25 protein-coding genes are annotated in these 23,208 nt (G+C 32.4%); 10 read left to right on the top strand and 15 right to left on the bottom strand.

The genetic code is table 11. From position 1 onward, the window contains the following. Positions 1–96 precede the first annotated feature (96 nt). Positions 97–3,555 carry an acyl-[ACP]--phospholipid O-acyltransferase gene (locus CCORG_RS01125; RefSeq protein ID WP_025802616.1) on the bottom strand — a complete coding sequence of 1,153 codons (3,459 nt, stop codon included), beginning with the start codon at positions 3,553–3,555 and terminating at the stop codon, positions 97–99. A gap of 192 nt (positions 3,556–3,747) precedes the next feature. Here CCORG_RS01125 and CCORG_RS01120 point away from each other — a divergent pair, with 192 nt between their 5' ends. Then, entirely contained in the window at positions 3,748–4,275 is a 528-nt protein-coding gene (locus tag CCORG_RS01120) for a hypothetical protein (protein ID WP_025802614.1), read from the top strand. Here CCORG_RS01120 and ciaB read toward each other — a convergent pair. Continuing rightward, positions 4,259–6,055, bottom strand: a complete 1,797-nt coding sequence (gene ciaB / locus CCORG_RS01115) for an invasion protein CiaB (protein ID WP_025802612.1) — start codon at positions 6,053–6,055, stop codon at positions 4,259–4,261. The genes CCORG_RS01120 and ciaB overlap by 17 nt on opposite strands. A 103-nt stretch (positions 6,056–6,158) precedes the next feature. Between ciaB and CCORG_RS01110 the strand changes: the two genes are divergently transcribed. Continuing rightward, positions 6,159–6,563, top strand: a complete 405-nt coding sequence (locus CCORG_RS01110) for an acyl-CoA thioesterase (RefSeq protein WP_025802610.1) — start codon at positions 6,159–6,161, stop codon at positions 6,561–6,563. 106 nt (positions 6,564–6,669) lie between these two features. On the opposite strand, the gene CCORG_RS01105 is transcribed toward CCORG_RS01110, so the two are convergent. From CCORG_RS01105 to dut, 3 genes are all read right to left on the bottom strand, one after another. Further along, a complete protein-coding gene (locus CCORG_RS01105) occupies positions 6,670–7,317 on the bottom strand; it encodes a ferritin family protein (protein ID WP_025802608.1) in 648 nt (215 codons plus the stop codon). A 134-nt stretch (positions 7,318–7,451) separates the two neighbouring features. Then, positions 7,452–8,204, bottom strand: coding sequence for an EI24 domain-containing protein (locus CCORG_RS01100; protein ID WP_025802606.1), 753 nt, complete (start codon positions 8,202–8,204; stop codon positions 7,452–7,454). Continuing rightward, on the bottom strand, positions 8,201–8,890 hold the full coding sequence (gene dut / locus CCORG_RS01095; RefSeq protein ID WP_025802604.1) for a dUTPase: 690 nt from the start codon (positions 8,888–8,890) through the stop codon (positions 8,201–8,203). Before dut ends, CCORG_RS01100 begins: the two co-directional genes overlap by 4 nt. A gap of 55 nt (positions 8,891–8,945) precedes the next feature. Here dut and CCORG_RS01090 point away from each other — a divergent pair, with 55 nt between their 5' ends. Continuing rightward, positions 8,946–9,347 carry a hypothetical protein gene (locus CCORG_RS01090; RefSeq protein WP_025802602.1) on the top strand — a complete coding sequence of 134 codons (402 nt, stop codon included), beginning with the start codon at positions 8,946–8,948 and terminating at the stop codon, positions 9,345–9,347. 52 nt (positions 9,348–9,399) lie between these two features. On the opposite strand, the gene luxS is transcribed toward CCORG_RS01090, so the two are convergent. The 9 genes from luxS to CCORG_RS01045 all read right to left on the bottom strand — a co-directional run bounded on the left by luxS (position 9,400) and on the right by CCORG_RS01045 (position 18,044). Then, positions 9,400–9,894, bottom strand: coding sequence for an S-ribosylhomocysteine lyase (gene luxS / locus CCORG_RS01085; RefSeq protein ID WP_025802600.1), 495 nt, complete (start codon positions 9,892–9,894; stop codon positions 9,400–9,402). A gap of 16 nt (positions 9,895–9,910) precedes the next feature. Then, entirely contained in the window at positions 9,911–11,356 is a 1,446-nt protein-coding gene (locus CCORG_RS01080; protein ID WP_025802598.1) for a Ppx/GppA phosphatase family protein, read from the bottom strand. Beyond that, positions 11,341–12,606 carry a sensor histidine kinase gene (locus CCORG_RS01075; protein WP_025802596.1) on the bottom strand — a complete coding sequence of 422 codons (1,266 nt, stop codon included), beginning with the start codon at positions 12,604–12,606 and terminating at the stop codon, positions 11,341–11,343. The genes CCORG_RS01080 and CCORG_RS01075 overlap by 16 nt, the downstream gene beginning before the upstream one ends. 72 nt (positions 12,607–12,678) lie before the next feature. Beyond that, positions 12,679–13,350, bottom strand: a complete 672-nt coding sequence (gene hsrA / locus CCORG_RS01070) for a homeostatic response regulator transcription factor HsrA (protein WP_025802594.1) — start codon at positions 13,348–13,350, stop codon at positions 12,679–12,681. 78 nt (positions 13,351–13,428) lie between these two features. Further along, on the bottom strand, positions 13,429–13,746 hold the full coding sequence (locus tag CCORG_RS01065) for a dihydroneopterin aldolase (RefSeq protein WP_025802592.1): 318 nt from the start codon (positions 13,744–13,746) through the stop codon (positions 13,429–13,431). Further along, on the bottom strand, positions 13,747–14,361 hold the full coding sequence (gene plsY / locus CCORG_RS01060; protein WP_025802590.1) for a glycerol-3-phosphate 1-O-acyltransferase PlsY: 615 nt from the start codon (positions 14,359–14,361) through the stop codon (positions 13,747–13,749). 40 nt (positions 14,362–14,401) lie between these two features. Beyond that, complete coding sequence (locus CCORG_RS01055) at positions 14,402–16,678, bottom strand: ATP-binding protein (protein ID WP_025802588.1); 2,277 nt, start codon at positions 16,676–16,678, stop codon at positions 14,402–14,404. A 25-nt stretch (positions 16,679–16,703) separates the two neighbouring features. Continuing rightward, positions 16,704–17,318, bottom strand: a complete 615-nt coding sequence (locus tag CCORG_RS01050; RefSeq protein ID WP_172658537.1) for a J domain-containing protein — start codon at positions 17,316–17,318, stop codon at positions 16,704–16,706. Positions 17,319–17,447: 129 nt separating this feature from the next. Continuing rightward, the gene (locus CCORG_RS01045) at positions 17,448–18,044 is read right to left on the bottom strand and encodes a peroxiredoxin (protein WP_025802585.1); all 597 of its coding nucleotides are present in this window, start codon (positions 18,042–18,044) and stop codon (positions 17,448–17,450) included. Between the two features lie 182 nt (positions 18,045–18,226). Between CCORG_RS01045 and CCORG_RS01040 the strand changes: the two genes are divergently transcribed. The 7 genes from CCORG_RS01040 (at position 18,227) to CCORG_RS01010 (ending at position 22,005) form a co-directional block, all read left to right on the top strand. Continuing rightward, positions 18,227–18,511: a DUF362 domain-containing protein gene (locus CCORG_RS01040; protein WP_025802583.1), complete on the top strand. Its 285-nt coding sequence runs from the start codon at positions 18,227–18,229 to the stop codon at positions 18,509–18,511. Between the two features lie 110 nt (positions 18,512–18,621). Beyond that, a complete protein-coding gene (ndk, locus tag CCORG_RS01035; RefSeq protein WP_025802581.1) occupies positions 18,622–19,035 on the top strand; it encodes a nucleoside-diphosphate kinase in 414 nt (137 codons plus the stop codon). Continuing rightward, entirely contained in the window at positions 19,029–19,376 is a 348-nt protein-coding gene (locus CCORG_RS01030) for a DUF177 domain-containing protein (protein WP_025802579.1), read from the top strand. Before ndk ends, CCORG_RS01030 begins: the two co-directional genes overlap by 7 nt. Positions 19,377–19,387: 11 nt before the next feature. Continuing rightward, entirely contained in the window at positions 19,388–19,534 is a 147-nt protein-coding gene (gene rpmF / locus CCORG_RS01025) for a 50S ribosomal protein L32 (RefSeq protein ID WP_025802577.1), read from the top strand. Next, positions 19,534–20,529 carry a phosphate acyltransferase PlsX gene (gene plsX / locus CCORG_RS01020; protein ID WP_025802575.1) on the top strand — a complete coding sequence of 332 codons (996 nt, stop codon included), beginning with the start codon at positions 19,534–19,536 and terminating at the stop codon, positions 20,527–20,529. Before rpmF ends, plsX begins: the two co-directional genes overlap by 1 nt. Beyond that, positions 20,526–21,542 (top strand): beta-ketoacyl-ACP synthase III, encoded by a 1,017-nt coding sequence (locus tag CCORG_RS01015; protein WP_025802573.1) that lies wholly within the window; start codon positions 20,526–20,528, stop codon positions 21,540–21,542. The genes plsX and CCORG_RS01015 overlap by 4 nt, the downstream gene beginning before the upstream one ends. Beyond that, positions 21,523–22,005 carry a YbaK/prolyl-tRNA synthetase associated domain-containing protein gene (locus tag CCORG_RS01010; RefSeq protein WP_025802571.1) on the top strand — a complete coding sequence of 161 codons (483 nt, stop codon included), beginning with the start codon at positions 21,523–21,525 and terminating at the stop codon, positions 22,003–22,005. Before CCORG_RS01015 ends, CCORG_RS01010 begins: the two co-directional genes overlap by 20 nt. Before the next feature lie 120 nt (positions 22,006–22,125). Here CCORG_RS01010 and serC read toward each other — a convergent pair whose 3' ends face one another. Next, a complete protein-coding gene (serC, locus tag CCORG_RS01005; protein ID WP_025802569.1) occupies positions 22,126–23,208 on the bottom strand; it encodes a 3-phosphoserine/phosphohydroxythreonine transaminase in 1,083 nt (360 codons plus the stop codon).

Below are 23,208 nucleotides of genomic sequence, written 5' to 3'. Positions count from 1 at the left end.
ACTTTTATGATAATGCGGAATTTAAGTTTACATATAAAATAATCATATTAAATGTATTAACAAAAACTTTTCAGCAAACTTAATCCCAATACTACCCTAATCTTTCTCCCAAAATTTCCAGTCAATTCCGCCTTCGAGTTTTTTCTTAGCTAAATTCTTAAGCCCTTTTAGGTCAACCTTTCCTGTACCTAAAACCGGAATTGAACGAACTTTAATAACCTCACTTGGTCTAGCAATCGGAGCTAAAGATGAACCATTTACTATCTCATAAAGCTCTTCTTTTTTCTTCTTTCCAACATATAAAAGTATGATTTTTTCACCCTTTTTATCATCATCAAGGTTAGTTGCCGCTATCATCTCATCTTCGCTAAAACTATCTCTTAAACTCTCTTCAACTGCTGCTAAACTTATCATCTCACCACCTACTTTAGCAAAGCGTGAGAGCCTATCAGTTATAAAAATAAAGCCTCTTTCATCAACATAGCCGATATCGCCGGTATTATAGTAAGTAAATCCATCTATTTTAACTCTCCACTCCTTATCACTCTCATAATACCCCTTCATAACCTGATGACCAGCTACTAAGATAAGTCCACTTTCACCCAAATCAAGTTCGTTAAATTCTTTATCTACTATTTTTACAATAGTCCCAGCTAAAGCTATTCCAACACTATTTGGACGCTCGAAAATTCTCTCTTTAAATGTTCCTTCATCAATCTCATTTGGTAAATTCACACTTATCACAGGTCCGGTCTCAGTCGTACCATATCCTTCAAGTAAACTTATACCAAATTTAAGCCTAAATTCCTTTTTTACATCCGAATTTAGCTTCTCGCCACCAGCCACAGCGTACCTTAACGTATCAAACATAGCTGGAGCAAGTTTTCTTTGTTTTATATATAACCTATAAAAAGTTGAGGTTCCAAACATTATCGTAGCTTTATATTTACACGCCATCTTTCCAACCGTATAAGCATCAGTTGGATCTGCCACACAAACGCTTTTAATACCTTCTACTAAAGGATAAAGCATAGTTACAGTTAGTCCAAAAGTATGAAAAACAGGAAGACTTGCGAACATTACCTCATTTTTTGGTGATGCTAAAAGATCAGCAATTTGCTTTGTGTTTGCAACTAAATTTTTATGAGTTAAAACTATACCTTTTGGCTCACCCTCACTTCCACTACTAAATAAAATAAGTGCATCATCATTTAGTTTAACACTATCAAAATATAGTGCATTTATAAGAAATTTTGGCATAAAAATAGCAGTTAAGGCAGTTGAAATTTTATCAAATTTAGAGACTATATCTGCTAAATCTTCAAGGTAATAAATCCTAGACTTAACATTTTCATTTATAATAAGACCTCTGTTTTCTAGCTTTTCTATAAATTTCCTTGATGAAAATATAACTTTAATCTTAGCTTTATTTACGCACTTTTCAAGCATAGCATCGCCCATTGTATAGTTAAGATTTACTGCTCTTTTTTTCTGAGAAAAAATGGCTAAATTCAAAGCACTACAAGCAACACTTGGAGGAAGCAAAATTCCTATATTTTCACCTTTCATATCAAGCTTTTTTATAAACATAAGCACAGCAGTTAAAAATGCAAATCCTCTAACTTCTTTACCATCAAAATTTACAATATTTACTTTAAATAAATTTCTTCTTACACTATCTAAAAACTGCAAATGTGGTGGCTTTTGCTCTTTTAAATAAAGATCCCAGGAGTAAAAACTTTGCTTTTTAACAGCCTCTTTTACCTCTAAAGCATTAGATCCTGATGGCATCATTTCACCAAATGATATAGCTAAAATTCTTCTAAATCTCTGTTTTTTTGTCCTTTTTTTAAAGTCTTTGTTTGCCAAAGACCAAAATGAACCCCAAAAACCTTTCATATGAAAAGGAATAATCGGCGCATTTGTGCCGTTTATTGCTACTTCAAAACCTTTTTGAAAATCATACATTCTAGAATTTCTTGTCATATGCCCTTCTGGAAAAAGACATACTAAACTACCGTTTTTTAGCTCTTCACTTATCGTCTCAAAAGCACTTCTACTTGAACTTCCACCTATTGGAATAGCACCAAAAAATTTCAAAAGCCACTTAACACCTAGCCCTTCATAAAACCTAACATGCATCACAAATTTAATCGGTCTTTTAACCACCATCTGTATAAAAAGCCAATCAATCCATGTTATGTGATTTCCTAAAAGCAAAGCCGAACCACTTTTTGGTATGTTTTCTAATCCATGTGAACGAATTGTGTAAAAAAGCTTAAAGAATGGTAAAACTATTATCCTAACTGAGATGTTTTTTAGAACATAAAACGCTATAACTGCCACTAATAGTGCAGTAAAACTAGCCAAAAGAAAGATATTCGTTGTGCTCATTTTTATAGTTGAGAAAAATATAGCAATAACTAAAAATCCAACCATGAAGATGTTTTGGATAAAGTTGCTTGCTGCAATTGTCCTACCCATGTGATCATCTTTTGAAAAAAGCTGAATATTTGCATTAAGTGGAACTATAAAAATTCCCCCAGCAAACCCAAAAGATATAGAACAAACTACAAGCATTAATAAGCTATGAGCGTTTGCAAACATAAATAAAGACGCAAAGAGCAAAGCTGCTCCAAGTGGCACAAGACCAAGTTCTATGTGGTTTTTAGAACAATGCCCTGCAAATACAGACCCAAACACAAGCCCTAAGGCACTTATAGCTAGAATTAGCTGTATGATTATAACATTATCATCTGTGCTCATAAATTTATAATGAGCTGGAAAAACTGCGATTATAAGCTGAGAAAGAGCCCAGAAAATAGAAAGTCCCAAAACAGCAAGCCAGATGTTTTTATCTTTAAAAATAAGGCTTAAATTTTCACGCAAATAGCCAAAGGTTATGTATTTTACAGGCTTAAATTTAGCCTCTTTGTTAGTTGGTTTAAAATAAGGAAGTCTGTAAGCTAAAAATGTCTCAGTTGAAGAAGTTATAAAAAGAATAAGACCTATAAACCAAACTGATTTCATTATTTCACCAGGATTATCTGAAACAACGGCAAAATTTTCAAACACGATAGAAAAAACTAGTGATGATGCAAGTATGGCAATAATCGTAACCGCTTCTATGACGCCATTTGCTGGACCTAGGTTTTTCTCACCTACGATCTGTTTTATGAGTGAGTATTTAGCAGGAGAGTAAATAGCACTTTGTATAGCTAGAAGTATTGTCATAGCAAAAGCAAAATAAAACCAGCCGTTAAAATAAGCTATTGTTATAAAAGCAGTAAAGATTATCTCACTTGCTGCAGCATATCTTGAGACTAAAGTTCGTGAGAATTTATCATTTATAAAGCCACTTAGTGAAAAACAGGCTACATATGGCAGCAAAATCAGCAAATTTACTAAAGCTGTAAGAGTTACTAAAGTATCCCCCGTAAAGCTTTTAACAAGTGTGTTTTGTATGGTAATCTTATGACCTAAATCTATGCTGGCATTTAACAAAACTATCGTAGTAAAAACTAAAAAACCCCTCAGTTTAAAAAGCTCTTTCATTTATTCCCTTTTTAAGGCTGAAAAGTCCATAATAAAGGTTAAATTCAACATATCAAATTTAAAATCATAATCCACAATCAACCTTTTAATTTTACTTAAATCTAGCATTTTATCTAATTTTTACTTAAAAAATGCTACTTTGCTAAAATTTATAAATTTCGCTACAATACCCAAATTTTAAAAAGGAAAAAAATGAGAGTTACCATCACAGATAAAGATGTCATTAACCTAAACACCTTTATGCTACTTCACAGTAAAAAGGCAAAAAAACAAAAACTAATTAGCACTTATGCTATACCTTTTGAATTTCTACTTGTTGGTATTATCATCGATGGTATTGCTAAAACAGTGCCAATTCTTACTATTACAGCCATAGTTGCTTCTATTTTATGGCTTATTTTTTATCCTAAATTTTATAATCGTTTGCTTTTAAAGCATCTTAAAATCGCAAAAAATATAGAAAATTCTAGTGTTTTGATGAATTTTGAGATAGATGATGGAGTGATTAAATTTTATAACAAAGAAAAGCCAAAGCCAAGTGAGATTTTCCAGCTTGACTCGGTTAATAGAGTAATTAAAAGCGAAGATAACTACTTCATCGCCTTTAAAGAAGGTCATCATATAGTTTTGCCAATAAATGAAGAAACCACCGCACTTATGGGCAAAATCAAAGAGCACTTCAGATACGGTGATATAGAAAAAATCAAGCTAAATTCGTAGCATCTTCATCAATCTCATTGCCAATTTCCTTATAAAGTGCGTGATAATACTCAACAAATTCTCGCACTTTTTTATCCTTTGGCAAGTAAACATCACCTTCAAAAACAGCAAATTTATCCAAAAATATAGCCGCATCTAGCTTTTTTGTATAATGAGTTGCTAAATTCTCATAGTTTTTTATCGTTAAATCTTTAAATTTAGGATAAGCGTCTAAATTTACTATTAGTTTTTTACCATTAAAATTTAACGCCCCACTTTCAAAAAGCAAAGTTAAATGTATAAGTCCTTCGCAATAATACGCCCTAACATGTTCTACTTCTTGCCAAGCAATAAGCCCTACACTTCTACGGATAAGCTCATCAAATACTGGCTTTTTAAGTTCAGCTTTTTCGTTATAAAAGAAATTTATTAACCCGCCAGTTGTTGCTTTATACTCCTCTATAAATTTAAAAACACCGCTTTTGTTCATAGAATTTTCTGTGCTATCATCTATAAACCAAAGATGACCAAATTCATGACCAATTGTGCTTATCTCATAAACTTTTCTCCAGATTTCAGGCTTATTGTTTAAGATATCTCGTCCATAGTCCAAGTAGTTTTTTTCAAAAATCTCACTTGCTATTTTCATATATGGTCTTGATTTGGCCGCTTCATAAACATGCTTTACAAAAGCAAATATTTTTTTCCCACTATTTGCACTTACAAACTCATCATTTGGAACAACTTGAGCACTAAAAAGACCTTCTAAATCAGCTCCATAATAAAGTGCTGGAGTTGAAATATAAAGCTGAGTTTTATCAATATTAGAATTAACCATAGAACGCATAAACGAGTTATTTGCCCCGATATTTTCATAAACTTTTCCAAAGCTTTTTTTAACATCTTTTTTAAAGTCTAAATCATCAAAATCGCCATTTTCTTTAAGCCTAACATCCCATTCTAAGGCAACTACATGAGTGTAAGCGTCTTCATAATACTCAAGCAGATGACCTATTTGGATATCACCTTTTGTATCCATCCAAGCCATTTCAGCATCTCTCCAAGCATCTATTACTCTATCAGGATTTGTTTCTAAAATAGCGTATTTTAAATTCTCCAAATACCTAATATAAGAAAGCTCTTCTTGACTTACACCATAAATTTTAAGCTCATCTAAAAGCTCATCAAAAGCTCTTTCAAGCTCTTTTGCAAACTCAGGAAAAGCTACTGCGTAAGGCTCTAAAACAGCCTCTTTGTCATTTATAAATTTTACCACCCCATAGCATCTATCAGAAATCTCACCACGGCTTGTTTTTTGATATAAGGCATTATCTTTTATAAATTTATATGGATTTTTCATAGCTTTAAATTTAAATGAGTTTTCATCAATAACTCTTTGCTGCCAAAGGGGTTGAAGTTTGTTAAAAATAAGCCCTATTTTATGTATGCCATTTATGAGTGCTAGATTAAAGCTACTTAACACTTTAAAATCCATAGCTTTATTTACTAAATTTCTATGCATATTTTCATGAATTAAAGCCGTATATTTAAACATCTTATCACGAATTTCTATGCTTTTTTCCTTACTTAGATTTTTCTTTTTAAGCTCTATTAAAAGTGGGTCTGTTTTTAAGTCAACTATGCGTCTTAAAACCGCCATTTTCTCACTTTTTGAGCCTTTAAAGTCACAAATTTGAAGCCCTTTTTTAACATAATCATTATCTAAATCTTTATATAAAGCATTAAGCTTTTGTCTATTTTCTTCTACAAATTCTAAAAATTTACTGTAATCATTATTCATCTACAACCTTTTAAACTTACTAATAGATTATTTTAGCGTAATAATTTTAATAGTGTTAAAATTTGTTTGATAGAATTTATAAGATATAAAATAAAGGAAAAATATGATACAACAGAGTGATTTAAGAATAAAAGTTGTAGCAATGCCAGCTGATACAAATCCAGCTGGAAATATCTTTGGTGGTTGGATTTTATCTAGAATAGACCAAGCTGGAGCTATGGCCGCTAGAGAAGTTGCCCCTGAAAGAGTTGTAACGATATCGATGAAAGAAGTTATCTTTAAAGAGCCTGTTTTTATAGGCGATACAGTAAGTTGCTATGCAAAAATAGTAGCAGTTGGAAATACATCAATAACAACTAAAGTAAATGTAGTAGTGGAGCGTTTTACTAGCGATAATACAGTAGTTTGCCTGCATGTAACAAGTGCAACTGTTGTTTATGTAAGTGTTGATAGAGCGGGCAATAAAAAAGCTATAGACCCAGAGCTTAAAAGAATAAAAGGACTTTAATCACCCCTAGTATAAAATTATAAATTTGTATATTTTACGATAAATTATGTAATTAATAAATTTCTAAAATTCAAGCTAAAAAGGGGCTAAATTTAACCCCTTAAATTTACGCTAGTAAAAATTCTCTTCTGAAATGCTCTTGTGGATGATCACAAACTGGACATACTTTTGGTGCGGTTTTACCTCTGTGAACATGGCCACAAACTCCACAGACCCAGACTTCCTCACCCTCATCTTTAAAGAATTTCTCATCATCAAGAAACTGTTTTAACTCAAGATACTCTCTTTCGTGTTCAACCTCAACTCCACCGATTCTTTTAAACATAGAAGCTATCTCTTTATGCCCCTCTTCTTTTGCAACTTGAGAAAAGTCTGGATACATTATCTCATGTTCATATCTCTCTCCAGCTGCTGCATCAAGCAGGTTTGCACCGATATCTTTTAGATCAACACCAATCTTTTCTTTATATGCTTCAAATTCCATTTTAGCGTGTTTTCTCTCATTTTTAGCAGCTTCTCTGAAGTGATCAGCTATAACTCTATAGCCAGCTTTTTCTGCGTAATCTCCATAAAATTCATACTTATTTCTAGCCATTGACTCACCAGCAAAAGCCTTCATAAGGTTTACTTCAGTTAGATCTTTTGTTATACACTCCATCTTTTCGCCACAGCAAACAAGCTCGCCACCGCCAACTTTTTGAACTTCTACTTCATTACCGCATTTTGGGCATTTATAAGTTTCATATTGTCTCATTTTCAACCTTTCATTATCAAAATCACGTAATTTTAGCATATTAAAATATTTTTGTCAATAATAAAAATTATTAATAACGACTATCAAAATTGTAGGTTTTTTAAATTTAACTTCTAATTTTTATAGATTTTTAGCTAAATTTCATCTAAGAGTTGATATTTAGCTCTAAAATTTTGCTCTTTTTGATAGACATTGTGTGAGAGATTTATAACAAAAAGAATTTGTAAGAAAATTCCAAGAAGTGGTATGAGCGAAACAAGATAAAACAAAAAGCACAAAAAGATAAAATCATATCCGCCACCTTTAGCATAAAATCTCTCAAAACGCTCTTTATTTAGGGCATTTGAACTAACATCGATAAGCATAAATTTATAATACATATAAAAAAATGGAATGTGAATAACAAAAATATTAACAAGTGGCACAAATAAAAAAGGAAGAGCGATCAAAAGCAAAAGTATAAAAATTCCAAGCTCTTTTAGCATAAGAATACTTACTCTTATAAAATTTGGCTCATCTTTTTTGTTTAGTTTATAGTACTTTAAGTTTATATCTTTTGTCACAACTGGAGTTAAAAACCCAATCACAATAGCAGCGATTACTAAAGATAAGATTATAACCAAAAAAGTTCCAGCAAAGTAAAAAAGAGCTGATATTATCCACTTTGTAATGCTAAAAGTTAAAAATTTAGCAATAAGTGGAAATTTTTCTTCATCTAAAAAGCTAAAATCCCCACTTTTTGCCCCTATTTTTAACGCATCAAAAAGCTCTAAACCGCCATATATCATAAAAACAGCAAGCAAAACTGCTGATATAATAAAAGGCAAAAATGAAAGCCCAAGAAATTTTGGTGTTAAAAAATCCTTAAAAGAGAGTTTTATACTCATCTAAATTTTAAATACTCTTTTTCTAAGGCTTTATAAATTTCATTAGCATTTAGTGAGCTATCTTTTAAGATCTCACTCATAACTTCGTTATCCTCTTTTTTGCCCCAGATTTTTTGATATGAGCCATCTTGATAGCCGTTGTCTTGACGAAATTTATTAAGTACATTTTTAGCGATATAAATTTCATAAAGCTTATGCAAATTTACACCACACTTAAGAGCAAGTCTAAAATAATGAGTCAAAAGCTCGTGAATTTGGTAGTTAAAGCCACTTGTTTCATGGATTATGATCTCAATATCATTCATTATTTCATAGATATTATACTCGCTCATATCGTAAGCATCAGAACAAAAATCCCCAAAACCACTAACAGAAGCAACATCTTTTACAACATCGCTAATAGTGTAGTTTGGATAGGCTTTTTCTAGTACAAGGCTTAAGATAAAATGCCAAATGTCAACTATCTCAACTGCAACATTTTGGGCATTTGTAGGTGAGTTTACATTTTTCCAATGCTTCCAAGCAAAGCTATCTAAAAGCTCAGCACACTCCATATAAATGCACCTTTTCCAGCTTATTAATTTACCATTTTGTGCGATGCCATCTTCCCATTTTTTACCATTTGTCTCATCATTTAGGCGTTGTTGGAGCATAAACATATCTTCTAATTTTTCTAAATCTGTCATAGTTTTCCTTAAATTTTAGGTATGATTATAACAAATTTTTGTAAGGTTTTAAAAAATGAGAGAAAATTTTGATAAATTCATCATGGAAAACGAAATCTTAACCATTTGCGTAATAGCTGAAAATTTGCCATATTGTGCAAATTCATTTTATGCTTATGACTCTTTAAATTCAGCCCTTATAATAGCAGGAAGTAGCTCTTCAAAACATATAAAATTTGGACTAGAAAAGAGCGTTAGCGGAACAATCTTTGTTGATACTAAAAAAATAAAAGCCATAAAAGGACTTCAATTTTTAGGGGTGTTAAAAAGAGCAAATTTAAAGGAAAAAAAGCTTTATTATAAGAAATTTCCTTTTGCTCTGCTTCATAAAGGAGAAATTTTTACAGTTTTAATCTCATGGGCAAAATTTACAGACAATAGCCTGAAATTTGGCCATAAAGAAATTTGGCAAAGATAGTAAAACAAAATTAACTTTTAGATAAAAAGCTAATTTTGTTCAAACTGAAATTTTACTTAAAAGATAGCTTTATAGATTCATTATCTATCGCATTTATGCCATTATCAAGCACATTTTGAGCGATTTGTTTAGCTTCATCAAGGCTATGCATTTTATAAGTTCCGCATTGATAAACATTAAGCTCTGGTATATCACCTTCACTTTTTACTTCTAAAACATCTCTCATAGATCTTTGCCATGCATCTATAACTAGTGAGATTTCAGGACTTCCAATCACGCTCATATAAAAGCCAGTCCTACAGCCCATCGGCGATATATCTATAATCTCACAGCTATTTGAGTTTAAATGATCTCTCATAAAACCAGCAAAAAGATGCTCTAAAGTGTGAGTGCCTTTTTCGCTCATTATATCTTTATTTGGCGTACAAAATCTAAGATCAAAAACAGTTATAGTGTCACCTTTTGGGGTTTTCATCGTCTTAGCAAGCCTAACTCCTGGGGCTTTCATCTTTGTATGATCAACTCTAAAACTATCAAGTAGTGGCATTTTATTCCTTTCAAATTTAGTTAAATGTTATAGCAAAAACAGCAGGTTTGCTTATTTTTTTAACACTATCTTTTACAAAAATAGCATCTTTTAGACCAAAAATTTCAAGTGTTAAATTTGCAAAATTAAAACTAACATCTTTTCTATCACCGCAATCAAGACTCTTTGCAAGCTTTAAAATAAAACCAAGCCAAACAATCTTATCTTCACTAGGAAGAAGCATTTTATAATCATAAAACTCAGATACAACGCTTTTTTTACCATTTTGTTTTATTATGATAGCCATCAAAGCCTTTTCTTCATGAGTAAAGCCGTAATTTAGGCTGTTTAATACAAGATAACTTGAGTGGCTATGTTTTGAGTAAAAGCTAACTCTTAAGCCTATATCGTAAATTTTTGCTGCTGTTACTAAAGGTTTTATAAACTCATCACTAAGTTCGTGTAGTGGCTTTAAAACTTCAAATATATCTTTTGCAAATTTAGCTATATTTGGCCTAAAATCCATCTCAAATCTATCTCTTAAGCTTCTTAGACTTGGATTAAAACCAGCTGGAAATTTAGCATTTCTACCGATTAAATTTGTTAAAAAAACGCCCTCTCTAACTCCAACTCCACTTGTTGTGATATGCTTTGCACCGATTAAATTTACCACACTTTTAAAGATATAAGCCCCACCTCTTATGGTATCATAACGATCTTTTTTGATAGCGAATTTATTAAGATCAAGAGCGTCTGAAGTTGAAATTTCACTTAATAGCTCTTTTTGTTCATCCCACTCATATTTAAAACCATGAACTAAATTTAAAGGATAGCTTTCAATCTCCATAATAGCATTACTTATGGCTCTAAGTGAACCACCAATGGCAATGATATTTTCGCAACTAAAATTTGAAGGAATTTCATCTAAACTAGCCTTGATAAACTCATCAAGTCCTTTTAAATTTCTCTTATCATAAAATAGCTCTTTTAGCCTAACGGTTCCTAAATTTAGCGATCTTGTATCAATAACTCTTCCATCTTCAATCAAAGCCAACTCAGTAGATCCACCACCGATATCTATAGCTACTGCTTTACTAAATTTTGGCAACAAATTTGAAGCTGCAAAACCGCCTAAATATGCCTCTTCATCGCCTGAAATGACGCGTAAATTTATCCCTAATGTTCTTACTTTTTTGATAAACTCACTTCTATTTTTAGCATCTCTTAAAGCTGAAGTTCCAACTGCTAAAACTTTGCTAACTTTATATCTTGATATTAGTTTTTTAAACTCAGCAAAAGCTAAAAAGCACTTTTCCATCGCCTCTTCTTGGATAACTCCACCTTTTTCGTAAGCCCCTTCACCAAGCCTAACTCTCATTTTATGTTCGCCTAAAATGTAAAATCCTAGCCTACTTGTTCGCTCAAAAATAACCATTCTAGCGGAATTTGACCCAAGATCTATAACTGCTACTCGTTTTGACACTCTTCTTCTCTTTCTGATTTTTCTTTATTTAATCTTCTACTTGCTTCTGAAATAGGAATTCTAAGCGTGGCAATAGCACCTTTTTTATCATTTCTATTTCTTATATAAATTTCAGCATTCATAGCTTCTGCTGCTCCTTTAGCTAAAAATAGTCCAAGACCAGCCCCGCTTTTATCTCCATATCTTCTAAAAGGGGCAAAAAGATCTCTTGATTCATCTATCCCACACCCTTCATCAACGACATCTATCCTAAAATACTCATCTGCTGTAACTCTAGTTTGTATAAGTATAGTAGAATTTTCAGGTGAAAATTTAACAGCATTTTGAACAAAATTTTGAAGTATATGGATGAGTAAATTTGGACGAATTTGAAGGTATAGTATTTCTTTGTTTTGCTTTAAAATGATATCTTTTTTCTCAGCTTTTGCTAGAACTCTAAAGCCCTTAAAAAGCTCTTCTACAAAAGATATCATCTCTTTATTTTCAGCATTTTCAAAATGAGCACCTTCTTGCCTTCCAACCTCTAAAATAGAACCTATCATTTTATTCATACTATCAATTGAAGCGTTGTTGCTTTTAAGGGTATTTATGTATTTTTCATTATCGCGTGGCTTTAAAAGAGTGACTTCGTTTTTGGTTTTCATAACAGCAAGTGGGGTTTTAAGCTCATGTGCGATGCCAATAAAAAGCTCTTTTTGATAACTAACAAATGTTTCTATTCTATTTATTAGACGATTTATACCTTTTGAAAGTGGGCGAAATTCAAGCGGAATCTCACTCTCATCAAGTGGCTTTAGGACTGTTTCATTAAGATTTGAAAGATTTTTTGTGATGGTTTTTACAGGTATTAGAAGCGAACGAGATAAAAACATAGCAAAAAATAGTATCAAAAATATCATCGTAGTATTTATAATGATAATATCAGTTAGAATCTGCTTTATGATATTGCTATAAAATGTAGTGTCAGTTGTAAGTGCTATAACCTTACTATCAAATGGATACTCAAGGGTTAATGTACTGCTGTTTTTACTCACTTTTTTAGTATATTTTGGAGCTTTAATACTCCTAGTATTTGGATAAGTATCTATAAATATCTGGTTGTGACCAAGCGTGCTAATTGAATAATTTGATGGCAGTTTTGACTCTTTAGTGAGTCTTTTGGCTTCGGAATTTAAAACCTGAACTACATTTTCAAAGATATTTATCTTTATATATTGATAAAGCATCCCAGAAAATATCAGTATTAGCATCGCACTACTGCAAATCAGCTGGAGTATAAATTTAGCCCTAAGACTCCTATTTGGCACTAGATTTGCTCTTTATTATTTATCTTTTGGAAAGCAAAATCTATATCCGCGTCTTCTTACAGTCTCGATTGTAGAGATGTTTAGTGGTTTATCCATTTTTTGGCGAATTTGATTTATAGCAACCTCAATAACATTTGGAGTTACAAGTTCTGGTTCTTCCCAAATAGCATCTAAAAGCTGTTCTTTACTAACTATTTGATCTCTATGTCTTGCAAGGTGAGTTAAAACTTCAAAAGGTTTTCCTTTTAGTTCTACTTCTTTTTCTCTATAGATGATTTTTTCTTCATCTGGATCTATAATAAGATCTTCAACTTGTATAACATTTGTTCCACCAAATCTAAGCCTTGCTTCTATCCTAGCAACTAAAACATCAAAATCAAAAGGCTTTTTAATGTAATCACACGCTCCAGCTCTTAAAGCCTTAATCTCGCTATCTTTATCATCTTTTGCAGATATTATGACAACAGAAGTTCTTGGGCTTTTTTGTTTAACGATATTTATAAGATCTATTCCATCTCCATCAGGCAGCATCCAGTCAGCTAAAACAAGATCATAATTTCTTATACCGATATAATACTCAGCATCACTAAAGCTCTCAGCTGGGTCAGCTTGATATCCAAATTCTTCAAGCCCTTCTTTAATAGTCCTATTTAGTGTAACTTCGTCTTCAACTATCAAAATGCGCATTATTATTCCTTTAAGCTAAAAATTTACTTAAGATTATATCAAACTTTAAGGATAAATTCAAGTTTTTTTAAAATATTTTTAATAATTCTTTGAAATTTCAGCTCCAACTATCGCTGGAGCAAGGATTTGTGGCTTTAAGACTTTCATATAAAAAAACTTTAGTGTGCTAAATCTAGCCTTGAATTCCATCTCAAAAAATGCTAAAGCATCCTCTATTTTCATAAATTTCTCTTGTTTAAATTTATCTTTTATAAAGCTACAAACCTCTGCATAATCTATGAATTCATCTGCTCTAAATTTAGCTGAAATTTGAATTTTTTGCTCTTTTGTTCTTTCAAAATCCAAAAGCCCAATAATACACTCAAACTCAAGCTTTTCTATTAAGACATTTATCATTTATATAACTTTTGTCTCTTCTTTAAAGATAAGTCGTTTGATGTTTGGAATGTGCTTGTAAAAAACAATAAATGCTACTACAAAAATCGGAGCGTGGGTATTTATACCTGGAATATTATAGTGAAATATAAAGCTTATTATCACAAAAGCTACTATTCCACTAAGTGAGGCTATACTTGAAATTTTTATAAATTTTCCAACTCCAAACCAAATAGCAACTGAAATGATCGTCTCAAGTGGAAGAAAAGCAGCAAATACTCCAAAACTTGTAGCAACTCCCTTTCCGCCTTCAAATTTAAGAAAAACTGAAAAACAGTGCCCAATAACAGCTAAAACGCCCATTGTCCAAAGCACATTTATATCAAATCCTGCGAATTTAGCGATCATTATCGGTATAAAGCCCTTGAAAGCATCAAGCAAGATAGTTAAAGTACCAATTTTTTTAGCATTTTTAACGCCGTGAGAATTCAAAACTCTAAATACATTTGTAGCACCGATACTTCCACTACCTTCTTTTCTAATATCAACCCCGCCTACAAATTTAGCAATCATTAACCCACAAGGAATGCTTCCTATAATATAAGCTAAAATATACATTATCAAATTTATACTCATTTTTATCCTTTATTAAAGCCGTGATGATACCAAATTTAGCCTAACTTTTCCATAAAAGATAGACTTTTTCATTAAATATATCGCTTTTTTTGGCTGAAATTTCCTTTGTTTTTATCTCTAAATTTTTAATGTTATAAATTTCTTTTAGCTCTTCAAGCTCTTTTTGATTTTTAGCAACCAAATCTTCAATCTCAGCTTCTACGCTATAAAGTGCCTCTTTGGCAAATTCTACATCTTTTCTAGCATCAAGCACTCTTCCAGCGCTTTTTGCACTAGTTGCAACCTTGCCCATATTTGTTTTGCTTACTGTTTTACTTCCAAGAAAAGCCCCTAAAATCGCACTTCCTATATTAATAACCGCATCAAGCCCTCTTGATTTAACATCAGCAGTTTCTCTATCAACTCTAACTTGTGCTTTTTTAAGTTTATCTTCTAGTTTTAGCTTTTCTTTTTTAAATTTCTCTTCTACTTTATCAGTTTTAGCTTCTAAAATTTCATTGCATTTATCATGAAGTCTTAACAAAAACTCACTTTTTTCTTCGCCAAAATTTGAAGTAATGCCTAAAGCAGTAAAAAGCTTAAGTTTAACATTTCTAAAAATATACTCTTTTAAACTCTTTTCAAATTCGTTAAAATTCCTGCTACTTGTGATAAAGCTTGGCGGGTTTATGTATTTTGAGTCATCTTTTTTTATACTGCTAAAAGCGACATCTGTTTTTTCTGCATCGCTCCAGTTTACTTCATTTACTCCAGCAAGTGGATATAGTAAATTTATATCTTTTTCTACGACTAAATCATTATGGCTAAATTTAACCTTTGCAGTTCCAAGAAGATATGGTGATAAATTTAAATCCCCTGTGTAGCTATAAACTTCACTAATATCTGAAGATATTACTGGTTTTAACCCAGAAATATCAGTCGTAACATTTGTTTTTATGCTCTTTTTTTTATCCACCATAAGATCTGAAATTTGCTCACTACTTAAAGGACCTTTTAAATAACTAAGTGCAAATCTTGTGCCAATAACTTCTAAGCCATCTTCATTTATGTTTTTAACTAGAAATTTACGCTTTTCTAAATTTGATAAAAGCTTTAAAATTTCATCTTTTTGCATAGCACTGCCACTAATTCCAGTTAGTCCGCTTATGACTCTTTCTTTATCTTGAGCGGTTTGGAGTCTACCGATAAACCAAGTACCGATATTTGAAAGCCCTTTATAATCTAAATCTACTGGATTTTGCGTGCTTAAAACAAGCCCAACACCATAAGCTCTAGCCTGTTTTAAAAGTGTAAGCATCGGGGTTTTGCTAGGTGGATTTGAAGTTGGAGGAAAATATCCAAATATCTCATCCATATAAACTATAGCTCTAAGACTGCTAGTTCCTTGAGTAGTTCTCATCCAGCGTATAATCTCATTTAACAAAAGCGTTACAAAAAACATTCTTTCATCATCATTTAAATGTGAAATCGTAAAAACATTGCACCTTGCTTTGCCATTTTCATCAAAAAGCATATTTGAAATATCAAGTCTTTCTCCTTGACACCACATCTTAAAATTTGGACTTGCAAAAAGCGAGTTTAGTTTCATAGCTAGTGCCATTCTTTTAGTTTGTGGATAAAATGTCTCAACATCAAAAACTCCTATTTTTTCAAATGGCGGAGTGGCTATTTGGTGGATAAGATCAGCTATTGTTACTGTTTTATTAGCTAAGAAATTCTCTAAGAAAATTTGCTGTAAAAGCACAACTTCAGGAGCGGCTAAATTCTCGCTATCGACATTTAGTAAAGATAAAATCGAACTTGTAATGGCTGAAATGTAGCTGTTTAAATCCTCACTATTTAGCCCTACAGGAGCTATAAAATCGCTTAGCAAGCTAACGCCTAGTCCAGCACTACTTTTTGGGGTATAAATTCTAACATCAGCGCTATCTTTATAGGCTTTAACCCTTTCTAGGCTTTGAAATGAATTTTCAATGCCGTTTTTCCAACTACTACTAGTTTTAATGGCTAATTCTTTAGTGCTAAATCCTTTATTTTGTGCTTCACTCTCATCCATATAAGGTAAAAAATCATCTGCTTTCATATCAGGAAAAGCAAGAGCAAGGTTTGTCATATCGCCCTTTGGATCGATAATAATTGATGGTATATTATCAAGACTTGCTTCCTCAATAAGAGTGATTCCAAGTCCAGTTTTACCACTTCCTGTCATACCGATGATGACTCCATGAGTTGTTAGATCTTTATTTTTATAAAGATATGGCTCATCACTTTGCTTAATACCTAAGAAAAAATACTTCAAACTCTCTTGTATACTCACCTTTCATCCTTTTATTTTAGTAAATTTAATCTAATTTATATCTATCCACAAGCAAATTTATATATATAGAAATAACCCTTGAACTATCTCTTGATTCGTATGCGCTTTGAAGTTCTATAAAAACCTCATTTGCTTCATCTTTCTTTTTAGCTTTATCAGGATGGCATAAATTTACAGCTTTTTTATATATGGTTTTTAGCTCTTTTTTTGTCAAACTATCAAAGCCCTCTTTGTTTTTCTTACTAAAAAAAAGCTTTTGCCAATACTTTTTCTCATACTCTTCACGCATATATCTATCTTGCCAAAACTCTTTTTGCTCTTTTTGAATTTGTGCATCTTGTAGGGAAATTTGGTACTTTTTATACAAATTTCTTTGATATCTTACTACAAAATACATTGAAATTCTCTCATAAAGTCTGTTAAATTCTCTATAAACAAAGCCAGCAAAAGAGATAAAAAATAGCATAAGAAATATCGCGGCTAATAAATATAGAAATTTACAAAAAAACCCATCTGTAACTTTTATCAAAAAAACAACCCCTATAAACATATATAAACTCACCATGTAAGATGGGGTGTTGTAAATTTTAAAAGCACTATCTTTTATAAATTCTTTCATAAACTTTCTTTGCTGCTCCATTAGAATTTGTGTATTATACAAAAATTTAGCTGTATTTTACTATAGATATGAAATTTTTAAATTAGGGATTTTAGTTTTGAAATTTATTTTTATAAGAAATAAAGGGGGCTAAATTTAGCCCCTAAAATATTAAAGTTTGTCTGAATTTTTACCTAGATAATCAGCAACGCCTTCTGGATTAGCTTTCATACCTTCATCGTTTTTATTCCAGCCTGCTGGACAAACAACACCGTTTTCATTTGTGAAAATCATTGTATCAACCATTCTTATCATCTCATCAATGTTTCTACCAAGCGCATCATCATTTAGTACCATATGTCTTATAGTTCCATCAGCATCTAGCAAGAATGATCCTCTTAAAGCTACCGCATTAGCGTATAATACATCAAAATTTCTTGATATCTCTTTTGTAAGATCTGCAACTAGTGGGTATTTAACTTGACCGATACCACCTTTATTAACTGGAGTGTTTTTCCAAGCAAGGTGAGAAAACTCATTATCTGTACTAATTCCAATAACTTCAATGCCTCTATCTTTAAAGTCTTGATATCTATGATCAAAAGCGATAATCTCAGTTGGACATACAAATGTAAAATCTTTTGGATAGAAAAATACCACCGCTCCTTTTGGTCCTAGGTTTTTATAAAGATTAAAATCCTCTACTATTTGGTTATTACCCAAAACCGCCGTAGCTGTGAAATCAGGTGCTTTTTTTGTTACTAACATGTAATTCTCCTTAATAATTTTTATTGTTTGCGAGATTATAGCTCCGCTTAGTTAATAATTTTTTAATTTGATTGCTATTATCAACTATAAATTTTAGGAAATTTTGTAACTTATAAATTTAGTTTTTATTAATTACTGGTATGATATCATTTCAAATAATTTAAAATTTTAAGGAGTTTATAATGGCAGTATTAATAACTGATACCTGTATTTCATGTGGGTCATGTATAGATGAATGTCCAGTTGAAGCGATTGTTGATGATAGTGACAACCCAAATGGCGAAGATATATACTATGTATATCCTGATAAATGTGTAGAGTGTGTTGGTCATAATGACTCTCCAGCCTGTGCGGACGCCTGTCCAACAGATGAGTGTATAGTGTGGAGTGATGTGGTTGATGGACAACCATTTAGAGAAGAGATTGGTACAGATGAGAGAGATGGCACAGTAGCTGTTGCTGACTAATTTTTTTAAAAGCTCAAAAAAATTTGAGCTTTTAAACTTATCTTAACATTTATTACGATATAGTTATAGCTTACAAATTTCAGAATTTTATCATTATCAAAGGAGATTTTATGCAAAGAACGCTTTCTATTATAAAGCCTGATGCTGTAAAAAAAGGTGTGATTGGAAAGATCATAGATAGATTTGAGACAAACGGACTAAGAGTTGCAGCGGCTAAAAAACTAAAACTTAGTAAATGCGATGCTGGTGCATTTTATGCTGTTCACAAAGATAGACCATTTTATGGCGAACTAGTTGATTTTATGACAAGTGGTCCAGTTGTTGTTATGGTTTTAGAAGGTGAAGATGCTGTAGCTAAAAACCGTGAGTTAATGGGTGCAACAAACCCAAAAGAGGCTGCAAAAGGTACTATTAGAGCTGATTTTGCTGAGAGTATTGATGCAAATGCAGTTCACGGAAGTGACAGTTTAGAAAATGCAGCTAATGAAATAGCGTTTTTCTTTGCAAGTAGAGAAATTTGCTAAGCATACCATTTGATAGAGTAAAAGGAGATGTTTTTCCCTTTGAAATAACAAAGGACTCACTTAAATTTAGTGGAAATTTATCTAGAAAATCGCTGAATTTAGTTAAATGCAAAGGTCAAATTTCAGGAGTTTTGCCACATATTTGTGATAGATGTGGTGATGATATGGAGATTTTGGTCAATGAGAGCGTTGATCTTTTACTAAGCGATGGTGCTTGTAAAACAGAAAATTTAGATGTTATGGAATTTTTTGGATCAATTATAATTGATGAAATTCTACACAGCGAAGTTGAAAGCCTTAAAGCTGGATACTTTTACTGTAAAAATTGTGAAAATTTATAAAGGAGTATAAAATGGCAGTTCCAAAAAGAAGAGTTAGTAAAACTCGTGCAGCAAAGAGAAGAACTCACTATAAAGTTACCCTTCCAACACCTGTTAAAGATAAAGATGGTAGTTGGAAAATGCCGCACCGTGCAAATCAAACAACTGGCGAATACTAATGATTAAAGTCGCTGTAGATGCTATGGGTGGGGATTTTGGTCCAGCACCCATAGTAGAAGGAGTTATAAAAGCTCTTGAAGCAAGAGATGATTTTGTCGTTACGCTTATCGGTAGTCAAATAAAGCCTTTAATACCTACAAATTTACTAAATAGAGTTAGTTTTGTAGAGTCTAGTGAAATCTTAGAAATGAGTGATCATGCAACAGATGCTCTAAAAAGAAAAGAAACTAGTATCTACAAAGCTGTAGAACTTGTAAGAGATAAAGAGTGCCACGCGGTAGTTTCAGCTGGGCATAGTGGAGCTACTATGAGCCTTGCCACACTTAGAGTAGGTAGAATTCCAGGAGTAAATCGCCCAGCTATAGCAACCTTAATGCCAACTGTAAATAAAAGCAGAGTTTTAGTCCTTGATGTTGGAGCAAATGTGGACTGTAAAGCTAGAAATTTATATGAATTTGGCATAATGGGTGTAGCTTACGCTAAAGAGATAATGGGGTTAAAAAACCCTAGATTGGGCATTGTCTCAAATGGTGAAGAGGACTCAAAAGGCGATGAAGTTACAAAAGAAGCTAGAGAATTACTTAGAAATTTAGATGCTTTTAAAGGAAATGCCGAAGGAAGTGATATTTTTAGTGGTGAATTTGATGTTGTAGTTTGTGATGGCTTTATAGGAAATATCATCTTAAAAACAGCAGAAGGTGCAACAAGTGCTATGAGTAAATTTATAAAAAATGAAGTTAAAAACTCTTTACTAGCAAAATTTGGAGCTTTGCTAATGAAGGGTGCATTTGATAATGTAAAAAAATATGTTGATTATGATGAGTACGGCGGAGCACCGCTTCTTGGCGTAAAGGACTGCGTTATCATAAGCCATGGCAAAAGCTCACCAAAAGCTATAAAAAACGCTATTTTTCAAGCTTTAAAATTTGCAAACTCAAATATTGAAAATATTATTGAAAACAGACTAAAAGAACAAAGTGGAAATCTAAAGTGATAAAAGCATCTCTTATTTCAATCGCAGCCTACGCTCCAAAAAGTATCCTAACAAACTATGATTTAGAAAAAATGGTGGAAACTAGCGATGAGTGGATAGTAAAACGAACTGGCATCAAACAGCGTCACATTGCCCAAAAGGATGAAAGCACTAGTGATTTAGGCTACGAAGCTGCAAAAGTTGCCATTAAAAGAGCAAATTTAAGCCCTTGTCAAATAGATGCTATAATTTGCGCAACAATCTCTCCTGATTATCTTTGTATGCCATCAACTGCAACTCAGATTGCTCGTAAACTAGGACTTTTAAACATTACAGCTTTTGATATAAGTGCAGCTTGTACGGGCTTTGTTTATGCTTTAGAAATGGCAAAAGCTCTTGTAGAAAGCGGTATTAAAAAAAATGTCCTAATCATAGGTGCTGAAAAACTAAGTGCCATCACAAATTGGAAAGATAGAACGACTTGTGTTTTATTTGGCGATGGTGCTGGAGCAGCTGTAATATCACAAAGCAAGGATGAAAATTTCATCATCGACACCCACACAGCAAGCGATGGTAGCAAAGGCGACTTGCTCATAACTCCAGGATGTGGATCCATAAATCCAGCTAGTAAAGAGATGCTAGAAAATGAGCTTCAATTTATCCATATGAAAGGAAATGAAGTCTTTAGAGTAGCTGTGCAAACGCTAACTAATGATGTTTTAAATATCTTAGAAAAAAACCAAATTCAAGCTTCAAATATAGATCTTTTTGCACCTCATCAAGCGAATTTACGCATCATCAAAGCTGTTCAGCAAAGACTTGAGCTAAATGATGATAAATGCGTAGTTACAGTAGACAGATACGGCAACACATCAAGTGCTTCTATACCTATGGCTCTAAATTTTGCTTATGAAAATTCTAAACTTAAAAAAGGTGATTTGGTTTTGCTTGATGCGTTTGGTGGTGGATTTACTTGGGGGTCTGCTTTGCTTAAATTTGGTGGTGAAATTTATAATGTCAGAGAGAATTTTTAACCAAATTTGCGAGCTTTTAACAAAAGAAAATGCCAAATTTAAAGTCCTAAAACACGCCCCAGCTAAAACTAGCGAGGAAGTTGCTAAAATGCGTGGCACTATCATTGGTCAAGGTGCAAAGGCTTTGGTTTGTATAGCAAAAGGCGGCATAGAAAAAAGATATGTTTTAGCTATCTTGTCTGCTGATTTAAAAGCAGATCTATCTAAAATCGCCGTGCATTATGGTGCTAAAAAAGTTAGCCTTGTAAGCCCTAGTGAGGTTTTAAAGCTAACAGATTGCGAGATTGGTTCAGTTCCTCCATTTAGTTTTAATAGCTCTCTTGAGCTAATAGCAGATCCTAAAATCTTTGATAAATTTGATGAAATAGCTTTTAATGCTGGACTACTTGACCACTCTATAGTACTAAATTCAAAAGATTATCTCAGAATTGTTAAGCCAAATTTAGTAGATTTTTCTTGCTAAACTTACTGTAAAATGGAGTAAATTCTATAAATTTTTTAGCAATAGGTATTTTTAACAACTTGAATAAATTTATAAAAATTAAAATTTATTCAAGTTATTTTAATGTTAAGCTATCTAAATTTAACCATTTTTCCTAGCAAATTCTCTCATATACTCTACTAAAGTCTTAACATCATCTAAGCTTACAGCATTGTAAATAGACGCTCTTATTCCGCCTACACTTCTATGACCTTTTAGCCCTATCATGCCTGCTTCTTTAGCTTCATTGGCAAATTTACTTTCAAGATCAGCACTAGCAAGGTTAAAAGTCACATTCATCAAAGATCTACTATCAACTTTAGCGTGTCCTTTATAAAACTCACTCATCTCATCAATAGCAGAGTATAAAAGCTTAGCTTTTTGGATATTTTTATTTTGCATGCCTAAAAGACCGCCATTTTCAATAACCCAATCAAGCATCAAATCAAACATATAGATGCCAAATGTATTTGGTGTGTTGCTCATAGAGTTTGCTTTGATTTGCGTTGTATATCTTAAAATACTTGGAACTTTACTCTCATTAACCCTGTTAGCCAACTCTTTTTTGATAACCACTAAAGTAACGCCAGCTGGACCTGCATTTTTTTGCACACCACCATAAAAAACCCCAACATTTGATATATCAATCGGTCTTGAGAAAAGATCACTTGAACTATCTATAACAAGAGTGCTTTTACTCTTAGGAAATTCTTTATACTGTGTTCCTCTTATTGTGTTGTTTGAACATATATAAGTATAATCAGCATCCTTGCTAAAATCATCTTGTGTCGTAGCTGGAATATGGTTAAAATTTTCAGACTCACTACTTGCTACTACTTTGACATTTGCCCCTAAAATTTTTGCCTCTTTTATGGCTTTATTTGTCCATGTATCAGTATCTATATACTCACAAACTTTGCCAGTGCTTAGATTCATAGGAATTTGAGCAAACTGCAAGCTCGCTCCACCTTGAAGATATAGCACAGCATACTCATCTCCAAAACCATAAAGCTTTCTAACTTTACTTGTAGCACTTTCTACAATAGCTTCAAATTCAGCACTTCTATGTGACATTTCAATTATTGATAATCCTAAACCTTTATAGCTTAAAAACTCATCTTTTGCCTTTTCTAATACACTTAGTGGCATTCCACTTGGTCCTGCGTTAAAATTTATAACTCTCAT

The organism is Campylobacter corcagiensis (assembly GCF_013201645.1).
Lineage (GTDB): Bacteria > Campylobacterota > Campylobacteria > Campylobacterales > Campylobacteraceae > Campylobacter_B > Campylobacter_B corcagiensis.
Note: the sequence above shows the minus strand (reverse complement) of the source record. Positions and strands in the feature narration are given on the sequence as shown.